Origin of the sequence: Pseudomonas sp. Pseusp97, from assembly GCF_047304025.1 — a bacterium.
In the GTDB taxonomy this organism is placed as follows: domain Bacteria; phylum Pseudomonadota; class Gammaproteobacteria; order Pseudomonadales; family Pseudomonadaceae; genus Pseudomonas.
In genome coordinates this window covers 1-9,134 of sequence record NZ_JBGLYK010000221.1, presented here as the reverse complement: position 1 = coordinate 9,134, position 9,134 = coordinate 1, and the positions used below count along the sequence as shown (strand labels likewise).

9 protein-coding genes are annotated in these 9,134 nt (G+C 65.5%); 6 read left to right on the top strand and 3 right to left on the bottom strand.

The window, feature by feature from the left end:
* A partial coding sequence (locus tag ACCC94_RS24810; RefSeq protein ID WP_413352275.1) for an ABC transporter permease occupies positions 1-532 on the bottom strand: 532 nt, incomplete at its 3' end.
* 257 nt (positions 533-789) lie between these two features.
* Between ACCC94_RS24810 and ACCC94_RS24805 the strand changes: the two genes are divergently transcribed.
* Positions 790-1,851, top strand: coding sequence for an ABC transporter substrate-binding protein (locus ACCC94_RS24805; protein WP_413352273.1), 1,062 nt, complete (start codon positions 790-792; stop codon positions 1,849-1,851).
* Between the two features lie 346 nt (positions 1,852-2,197).
* Positions 2,198-3,535: a hypothetical protein gene (locus ACCC94_RS24800; RefSeq protein WP_413352272.1), complete on the top strand. Its 1,338-nt coding sequence runs from the start codon at positions 2,198-2,200 to the stop codon at positions 3,533-3,535.
* Positions 3,536-3,779: 244 nt separating this feature from the next.
* Here the strand turns inward: ACCC94_RS24800 and ACCC94_RS24795 are convergent, their stop codons facing one another.
* Entirely contained in the window at positions 3,780-4,022 is a 243-nt protein-coding gene (locus ACCC94_RS24795) for a DUF2790 domain-containing protein (protein WP_413352271.1), read from the bottom strand.
* A 260-nt stretch (positions 4,023-4,282) separates the two neighbouring features.
* On the opposite strand from ACCC94_RS24795, the gene ACCC94_RS24790 reads away from it, so the two are divergent.
* Positions 4,283-5,245: a GlxA family transcriptional regulator gene (locus tag ACCC94_RS24790; protein WP_413352270.1), complete on the top strand. Its 963-nt coding sequence runs from the start codon at positions 4,283-4,285 to the stop codon at positions 5,243-5,245.
* Positions 5,246-5,729: 484 nt separating this feature from the next.
* Here the strand turns inward: ACCC94_RS24790 and ACCC94_RS24785 are convergent, their stop codons facing one another.
* Complete coding sequence (locus ACCC94_RS24785; protein ID WP_017518322.1) at positions 5,730-6,191, bottom strand: Lrp/AsnC family transcriptional regulator; 462 nt, start codon at positions 6,189-6,191, stop codon at positions 5,730-5,732.
* A gap of 272 nt (positions 6,192-6,463) precedes the next feature.
* On the opposite strand from ACCC94_RS24785, the gene ACCC94_RS24780 reads away from it, so the two are divergent.
* From ACCC94_RS24780 to ACCC94_RS24770, 3 genes are all read left to right on the top strand, one after another.
* Positions 6,464-7,696 carry a 3-methyl-2-oxobutanoate dehydrogenase (2-methylpropanoyl-transferring) subunit alpha gene (locus tag ACCC94_RS24780; RefSeq protein ID WP_413352269.1) on the top strand — a complete coding sequence of 411 codons (1,233 nt, stop codon included), beginning with the start codon at positions 6,464-6,466 and terminating at the stop codon, positions 7,694-7,696.
* Entirely contained in the window at positions 7,693-8,745 is a 1,053-nt protein-coding gene (locus tag ACCC94_RS24775; protein ID WP_081519779.1) for an alpha-ketoacid dehydrogenase subunit beta, read from the top strand. Before ACCC94_RS24780 ends, ACCC94_RS24775 begins: the two co-directional genes overlap by 4 nt.
* Positions 8,746-9,134 (top strand): biotin/lipoyl-containing protein (locus tag ACCC94_RS24770; protein ID WP_413352268.1); only part of this gene is annotated, 389 nt, incomplete at its 3' end.

Below are 9,134 nucleotides of genomic sequence, written 5' to 3'. Positions count from 1 at the left end.
GCACGGCGGCGGCCTCGCGCAGGCGGGGTTGGGCGTCGCGCACGCCGACCAGGGTATGCAGCGTCACCGGAACGATGATGGCCTTGATCAGCACCACCAGCTTGAGCAGCTCGCCGATGCCGAAGAACAGCATGAACAGAGGAATCCAGGCGAGGGTCGGGACCTGCGCCAAGGCACTGAAGGTGGGCAGCACCAGACGCTCGGCGCGGCGGCTGAAGCCGAGCCAGGCGCCCAGTGCCAGCCCGCTGAGGATGCCGGCCAGCAGGCCCCAGAGCAGACGTTTCAAGCTGATGCCCAGGTGCTGCCACAGCTCGCCGGCGAGCAGCTCGCGGCCGGCCTGCAGCACCAGTTCGGGCGTCGGGAGGATTTGTGCGGACATCCAGTGACGATGGCTGGCAGTCCACCAAAGCAGGACGATGGCCAGCGGCACCAGCCACGGCAACAACGGTTCGAGCCCACGCCAGCCGAAAGGGGAAGGCCTCAGGAGGGGGCTGGGAAGAGCAAGGCGATAGGGCTTTGTAATATTCTTCATTGGAATATAAATAGTCGCATCAATGCATTTACGAGCTAACACAGGCCATTTAAGGGAAGGCCCCGGCATGCATCCAATGCATTCGCTGAATATTTTTTATGCCCCCAGGGCATCTGCCTGCAAAGCCCGGTAATACCTCGCTTAGCTCGAAAAATTACTAAAAAATGAATTTTTATTATTTTGTTGCTTGCCAGTCCCATGCCTTTAGTGCGGGCGCCGGAGCCAGACGCGCTCCCCCACTGCAGGAGGCAGGCGCCATGAAGGCCCTCACCCATCAATTGCTGTCCCTCTTCGCTGCGCCGGTGCTGGCCGGCCTGCTCGGCGCCTACCCGCTGGTCGCCCAGGCCGCCGACCCGGTTAAGGAAATCCGCATCGCCGTGCCCGACGTCAGCGCCGGGCAGAACCACTCCGGCGGCGGCGTCGTGGACATCCTCTACACCCGCCAGTTGCTGGAGAAGGAATTCGCCAACGACGGCATCCAGATAAAGTGGAGCTTCTTCAAAGGCGCCGGGCCGGTGGTCAACGAAGCCTTCGCCAACGGCCAGGTGGACTTCGCCTACCTGGGCGACCTTGCCGCGATCATCGGCAAGTCCAGCGGCCTCGACAGCCGCCTGCTGGCCGCCACCGCGCGCGGCGTGAACCATTACCTGGGCGTGCAGCCGGGCTCGGGGATCAAGACCCTGGCTGACCTCAAGGGCAAGCGCGTCGGCATCTTCCGCGGCACCGCCAGCCAGCTGTCGTTCGACAACGCGCTGGCCAGCGCTGGCCTGAGCGAGAAGGACCTGAAGGTGATCAACCTGGACTTCAGCGCCGCCCTCGCCGCCCTGGCGGCCAAGCAGATCGACGCCACCTGGGGCCTGGCCGGCCTGTTCGCCCTGCGCGACAAGGGCCTGGCGGAAATCCCGCTGAACACCCGCGACCTCGGCGGCGCCGGCACCCTGCAGGCGGTACTGGTCGGCAATGGAGCGTTCGTCGACGCCCACCCGGACATCACCGAGCGTCTGCTCAAGGTCCAGCTGCAGGCCGTGCAATGGGCCAGCACCGAGGCCAACCGCGATGCCTATATCGAGCTGGTATCGAACCAGGCCAGCTACCCGGCAGTGATCTTCAAGAGCGAGTACCAGGATCGGCCGCTGGTGGAGGTACTGTCACCCAAGCTGGATGCCGACCTGCTCGGCAAGCTGGATGCCTCCATCACGGCAGCGAAGAGCTACGGCCTGATCCGCCGCGAATTCAAGGCCGCCGACTGGGCCACCCCCGCCCCGCAGGAAGCCGCGAGCCGGCAAGTAGCCGGGCAGCCGGTGGCGGCGATTCAGTAGTCGTTCGTTCGGAGCTCATCTGCAGGAGCGATCCAGGGGCGCGATCGCGAACGGAGTCCGCACCTACAGAGCAATTCCTGTGCTAAGACTCCCCTCTCCTTGAAAGGAGAGGGGGCCGTCCGGTACCGCCGGCCAGCTCGGAGTTTCGCTTGATGCCGATCAATCCCCTCTCCCTTCAGGGAGAGGGGCTTTCAACGGGCACGAAAACTACAGGCGTCCTCCCACCGATCTGGCAACCACACCCAATCACTTGGCAGACAGGAGCAACGGCACAGGGCCAGCCCTTACTTAGCATCGGCAGAAGCCACATCCCCCTATCGACAATAACGAAACGGATGCCTTCGCCATGACCCACGCCGCCGTGCTGCGCCCCACCCTGCTCGCCCTGCTCATCGCCGGGGCCAGTTCCGCCAGCGCCTACGAGTTGTACGCGACCGACGATACGCACCTGAACGCCGACCTCTCGGCGACCTTCGGGCTGTTCCACAGCCAGGAGCGCTACAACATGTCCGGCACCCTGGATGAAGGCTCGTCCTCCTGGCAGGAAGGCTTCATCAAGTACGGCCTGAGCGGCGACCAGCAACTGGGCGGCGCGGGCAAGGCCTACGGCGCCTTCAATCTGCTCAGCTCCGGCACCTGGGGCGACGGAGACGCCGCCGGTTTCAGCGACGGTTCCGAACGCACCACGAAGATCGAGGACGCTTACGCGGGCTGGCGTTCGGCCGGGCTGTTCCCGGTGCTGGGTGACGATGGCATCGACCTGTCGTTCGGCCGCCAGAACATCGTGGTCGGCGATGGATTCCTGATCGACGGCGATGCTCTGAACATGGGCAAGGGCCTGGCCGATGGCGAATACAACCGCGGCGGCGCCTACTACCTGGCGGCGCGCCGCGCCTTCGACGAGACTGCCGTGCTGCGCATCGGTGGCAAGGAAGGTTGGCGTGGCGACCTGATGCGCCTGAAGTCGGACAACCGCGCCCAGGCCAATTCCGAGCTGTATGTCGCCACCCTCGAACACGTCGCCCCGGAAGCCACCCTCGGCTTGACCTACATCGACGTCACCGACGTCGACGAGCGCTACGCCTCGCCCATCCAGCTCGACCGAAAGGACATGAAGACCTGGAGCCTGCGCGGCACCGGCAACGCCGGCGTGGAGAACCTGTTCCTCTCCGGCGAATACGCCTGGCAGGACAAGCGCAACGCCCAGTACAGCGATGACAGCGAGAACGCCTGGTACCTGGAGGCCGGCTGGACCTTCTCCGACGTCACCTGGAAGCCCTACGTCAGCTACCGCTTCAGCCGCTTCTCCGAAGGCTACGACACCCTCTTCTACGGCTTCAGCCGTGGCTTCGGCACCTGGTTCCAGGGCGAGGTGGCAGGCAACTACTCCGGCCCGTTCAACAACAACACCCGCGTGCACAACGTCGGCGCCAAGGTCACACCGCTGGAGAACCTCTCCATCGGCGCGCAGTACTTCGACTTCCACACCCTGGACACGGACCTGGGCAACACCGACGGCCGCGAGCTGGACCTCTACGCCGAGTGGGCGATCAACGAGCACCTGGTGATCATCCCGCTGGTGGGCCTGTACCAGCCGAAGAAGAGCGCAGCCGAAGGCGGCACCCAGATCGGCAACGACAACAGCAACCTCTACAGCCAGTTGCTGTTCTCCACCACGTTCTAAGTCGGAGGAAAATACCCGCCGCGCCCAGCGTTCCGATATGCCCCAGGGCCCTATTACCTGGCTGGCGGGCCCACGACAACCTCGATCACGTGCCAGGCACGATTAGCTCAAGCGCGGCACCAGCGGCGTCCACGTGCTCATCCGGACCTTTTCCGATCAGGCACAGCAAGCCGCCAGCGCCAGTCATTCGCTGAACGACCTGGCTAGCCGGCGGCAGTGATCAGTGGGGCAGTTCTGCGCCTACTCAGATATCGCTGCAACGCGGGGTCTGGCGCAGGTACTTGACGCTGTGCTGCTGGCCCTGGGAATCCAGGTAGACCATGGTGGCCTGGCTGACTTCGCAGCGCTCGTTGGGTTGGGAGATGCTCAGTACCTTGGCCACGTCGAGCGGCATGCCGTAGTGGTACACGGCTGCATCGTCGGCGAAAACACTGAAGGACAGCAGCAAGGCAGGGATGGCGAAAAGTGCGGAGAGAGTGGATTTCATGGCAGGAACCTCAGGGATCACGCGGGTCGCGTCGATCGTGGCCCACTGCCATAAATCTAGCTGACCGGGCCCTTGCGACACAGACCGACTTCGACAATGCATTTATGCAGTTCGCGCAACAATGATGGATTGCGCAGGTTATTCCCGTGTGATTGTCATGGGCGGTGTCGGCTGATTGGCAGGATTCGAACCGCCGAAGCGTTTGCGGACGATCGCTTCTCCCGCAAGAATGATCACCATCGATCAGATCGGGAGGCGTCATGAAGCGTGTGGCCATGCTGCTGTTCCCCGGCGTGCAGGCGCTGGATGTTTCCGGGCCGCTGGATGTGTTCGCCGAGGCCAATGCTTTCGTGCCTGCCGGCCAGGGCTACCAGGTGGTCACGCTCGCCGCGCCACCCTTCCCTCTGCGCGCCTCAAACGGCCAATTGCTTGGAGCCGACTTCAACCTCGAACAGGCCCATGCTGCCGCCGACATCCTGCTGGTGCCGGGCGGGCCGGCGTTGCCGGAACAGTCGCCTGCACCGGAATTGCTCGACTGGTTGCGCGCGGCCTGTGCCCAGGCGCCGCGTTATGGCTCGATCTGCACCGGTGCCTTCCTGCTCGGTCATGCCGGGCTGCTCGACGGCAAGCGCGTGACGACTCACTGGAGCGATGCGCGGCGGCTTGCGGAGCTGTTCCCGCAGGCACTGGTGGAGCCTGACCGGATTCATGTACGCGATGGTGCGCTGGTGACCTCGGCAGGCGTGACCGCAGGCATCGACCTGGCGCTGGCGTTGGTCGCCGAAGACCACGGCGCGGCGGTGGCGCTGTCAGTGGCGAAACGGCTGCTGGTGGTGGCGCAGCGCCAAGGCGGGCAATCGCAGTTCAGTCCCTTCCTGCAGGCGCCGGCCGATGAAGGATCACCGGTGGCGCGCATCCAGCGTTATGTGCAGGAGAATCTCGACCAGCCGCTGGGTGTGCCGCAACTGGCCGCCGAGGTGGCGATGAGCCCGCGCAGCTTCGCTCGCGTATTCGTCCGCGATGCGGGCGTGACGCCGGCGGAGTTCGTCCAGCGCGCCCGCCTCGACGCGGCGCGTGGATTGCTCGAAGGCAGCGACCAGGCCCTGAAGATGATTGCCTGGCGCTGCGGCTTCGGCAGCGCGGCGCGCATGCGCCTGGTGTTCGCCCAGCGCCTGGGGGTGACGCCGACGCAGTATCGCGAGCAGTTCCGCCGCAACGGTTGACCTGTTTTTCGTAGGAGCGAGCTTGCTCGCGAACCGCGCTCCGCCAATGGTTTCAGTACCGGCGGCAAGCTATCGCGGACGGAGTCCGCTCCTATGCCCGGGCGAGGCAGGTGCCGGCTGTTGCAGGAGCGGATTCATCCGCAATAGGGTCGGCGCGACGCCGGGCGGCAGGTTCGCGAGCGAGCTCGCTCCTACAGGCTGCCTGAAGGTCCGCTACAGGCCGGTTGGATTCGCGGACAAGGTCCGCTCCTACGCCTGGGTGAGGCAGGTGTCGGCTGTTGTAGGAGCGGATTCATCCGCGATCGGGTCGGCGCCACGCCGGGCCGCAGGTTCGCGAGCAAGCTCGCTCCTACAGGCTGCCTGAAGGTCCGCTACAGGCCGGTTGGATTCGCGGGCGAGGTCCGGCCCTACGAGGGGGATCGGCGCGCTTGCGTACGAGCGGACCTTGTCCGCGAAATGTCTGCCCCCGCGCCCTGGCTGCCGGTCAGATCGGCGGCGCCGAGCGAAGCATCACTGACTTCAGCGCGAACGCCGACTTGATCCCCGCCACGCCGGGAATCTGCGTCAGCGTGTTGGTGAGGAACAGCTGGTACGCCGACAGGTCCTTCACCACCACCCGCAGCATGTAGTCGGCATCGCCGGTCATCTGGAAGCAGCTCATCACCTGCGGCGCCTGGACGATGCGTTCCTCGAACCGCGCGAGGTAGTCGCCGGTCTGTTTTTCCAGGGACACCGAGACGAACACGCTCATGCCACCGGACAGGCGCTCCTCGTCGAGGCGGGCGAAATAGCCCTGGATGTAGTGCTCCTCCTCCAGGCGGCGCACCCGGCGCAAGGTCGGGGTCAGCGACAGGCCGATGTTCTGCGCGAGATCGCGCCAGGAAAGCCGGCCATCGTCGGCCAGCGCGCGGAGGATTTTCAGGTCGGTGCGGTCCAGTTCAGCCATTTTTCGTCGTGCTACTCAGAGCTGTTTTTATAGTTCAAACACACTAAACCTGAAGCTCACAGCTAGTCAATTTGGAGCAAAAAACCAATCGGTCACACCTATACTGAAACCACAACTACAACAACCGAGGACCTCACCATGAGTGATGTCACCACCCGCCTCGCGACCCCGCGCGGCACCCGCACCGTAGCCCTACCCGGCCGGGTGCGCCCGCCAGGCATGGCCTCTTCCGTCTGCTGATCCACACCCACGATCACAACTGGAGACCCGCCATGACCGATTACGCTCCGCTCCGCCTGCACGTGCCCGAACCCACCGGACGCCCGGGCTGCAAGACCGACTTTTCCTACCTGCACCTGTCGCCCGCCGGCGAGGTGCGCAAACCCGCCATCGACGTCGAACCCGCGCAGACCACCGACCTGGCCTTCAGCCTGGTGCGCGTGCTCGACGAAGACGGCAACGCCGTCGGCCCCTGGGCCCCGGACCTGAGCCACGAGCAACTGCTGCGCGGCATGCGCCTGATGCTCAAGACGCGCATCTTCGATGCGCGCATGCTCACCGCCCAGCGCCAGAAGAAGATGTCTTTCTACATGCAGTGCCTGGGTGAAGAGGCCATCGCCACCGCCCACACCATGGCCCTGCGCAACGGCGACATGACCTTCCCGACCTACCGTCAGCAAGGCATCCTGATCACCCGCGACTACCCGCTCAAGGACATGATCTGCCAGTTGCTCTCCAACGAGCAGGACCCGCTCAAGGGCCGCCAGCTGCCGATCATGTACTCCAGCCGCGAGAAGGGCTTCTTCTCGATTTCTGGCAACCTCGCCACCCAGTTCATCCAGGCCGTCGGCTGGGGCATGGCCTCGGCGATCAAGGGCGACACCAAGATCTCCTCCGCCTGGATCGGCGACGGCGCCACCGCCGAATCCGACTTCCACACCGCCCTCACCTTCGCCCATGTGTACCGCGCGCCGGTGATCCTCAACGTGGTCAATAACCAGTGGGCGATCTCCACCTTCCAGGCCATCGCCGGCGGTGAAGGCACCACCTTCGCCAACCGTGGCGTGGGTTGCGGCATCGCCTCACTGCGGGTGGACGGCAACGACTTCCTCGCCGTCTACGCCGCTTCGCAGTGGGCCGCCGAGCGCGCCCGCCGTGGCCACGGCCCGAGCCTGATCGAGTGGGTCACCTACCGCGCCGGCCCGCACTCCACCTCGGACGATCCGTCCAAGTACCGCCCCGCCGACGACTGGACCAACTTCCCGCTGGGCGACCCCATCGCCCGCCTCAAGCAGCACCTGATCGGCCTCGGCATCTGGTCCGAGGAGCAGCAGGAAGCGCTGAAGAAGGAACTGGAGGCCGAAGTGATCGCCGCGCAGAAGGAAGCCGAACGCCACGGCTCGCTGGTGGACGGCCACGTGTTCAGCGCCGCCAACCTGTTCGACGACGTCTACAAGGACCTGCCGGAACACCTGCGCCGGCAGCGCCAGGAGCTCGGGGTATGAATGCCATGAACCAGCAACACGAGAACGCCCAGGCGGTCACCAGCATGACCATGATCCAGGCGCTGCGCTCGGCCATGGACGTGATGCTCGAGCGCGACGACAACGTCGTGGTGTTCGGCCAGGACGTCGGCTACTTCGGCGGCGTGTTCCGCTGCACCGAGGGCCTGCAGAAGAAATACGGCACCTCGCGGGTGTTCGACGCGCCGATCTCCGAGAGCGGCATCATCGGCGCCGCCGTCGGCATGGGTGCCTACGGCCTGCGCCCGGTGGTGGAAATCCAGTTCGCCGACTACGTCTACCCGGCTACCGACCAGCTGGTGTCCGAGGCGGCGCGCATCCGCTACCGCTCGGTCAACGATTTCACCGTGCCCATGGTGGTGCGCATGCCCTGCGGCGGCGGCATCTACGGTGGGCAGACCCACAGCCAGAGCCCGGAGGCGATGTTCACCCAGGTCTGCGGCCTGCGTACCGTGATGCCGTCCAACCCCTACGACGCCAAGGGCCTGCTGATCGCCTGCATCGAGAACGACGACCCGGTGATCTTCCTCGAACCCAAGCGCCTGTATAACGGCCCGTTCGACGGCCACCACGACCGCCCGGTGACGCCCTGGTCCAAGCACCCGGCCAGCCAGGTGCCGGAGGGTTACTACAGCGTGCCGCTGGACAAGGCCGCCATCGCCCGCCCCGGTAGCGAGCTGACCGTGCTGACCTACGGCACCACCGTCTACGTGGCCCAGACCGCCGCCGAGGAAACCGGCATCGATGCCGAGATCATCGACCTGCGCAGCCTCTGGCCGCTGGACCTGGACACCATAGTCGAGTCGGTGAAGAAGACCGGCCGCTGCGTCATCGTCCACGAGGCCACCCGCACCTGCGGCTACGGCGCCGAGCTGATGTCGCTGGTCCAGGAAAACTGCTTCCACCACCTCGAAGCCCCCATTGCGCGCGTGACCGGCTGGGACACCCCCTACCCGCACGCCCAGGAATGGGACTACTTCCCGGGGCCCGCACGCGTCGGCGCGGCCTTCAAGCGCGCCATGGAGGTCTGAATGGGCACTCACGTCATCAAGATGCCGGACATCGGCGAAGGTATTGCCGAGGTCGAGCTGGTGGAGTGGCATGTTCAGGTGGGCGACGAGGTCCACGAGGACCAGCTGCTGGCGGAAGTCATGACCGACAAGGCCACCGTGGAAATCCCCTCGCCGGTCGCCGGCAAGATCATCGCGCTGGGCGGCGTGCCCGGCCAGGTGATGGCCGTCGGCGGCGAGCTGATCCGCCTGGAAGTGGACGGCCACGGCAACCACCGTGAAGCCGCGCAGCCCAAGGCCCAGGAAGAAGCCCCGGCCAAGCCGGAAGTCAAACCCGCGCCTGTCGTCGAAGCCCCCAAGCCGGCGACGGGGCAGGGCGCGCGGCCGGGGCGACGGGCTTGCTCTCGACG

Coding starts and splice junctions, on each gene's coding strand:
- ACCC94_RS24805 (WP_413352273.1), top strand. CDS start 790: ATGAAGGCCCTCACCCATCAATTGCTGTCCCTCTTCGCTGCGCCGGTG.
- ACCC94_RS24800 (WP_413352272.1), top strand. CDS start 2,198: ATGACCCACGCCGCCGTGCTGCGCCCCACCCTGCTCGCCCTGCTCATC.
- ACCC94_RS24795 (WP_413352271.1), bottom strand. CDS start 4,022: ATGAAATCCACTCTCTCCGCACTTTTCGCCATCCCTGCCTTGCTGCTG.
- ACCC94_RS24790 (WP_413352270.1), top strand. CDS start 4,283: ATGAAGCGTGTGGCCATGCTGCTGTTCCCCGGCGTGCAGGCGCTGGAT.
- ACCC94_RS24785 (WP_017518322.1), bottom strand. CDS start 6,191: ATGGCTGAACTGGACCGCACCGACCTGAAAATCCTCCGCGCGCTGGCC.
- ACCC94_RS24780 (WP_413352269.1), top strand. CDS start 6,464: ATGACCGATTACGCTCCGCTCCGCCTGCACGTGCCCGAACCCACCGGA.
- ACCC94_RS24775 (WP_081519779.1), top strand. CDS start 7,693: ATGAATGCCATGAACCAGCAACACGAGAACGCCCAGGCGGTCACCAGC.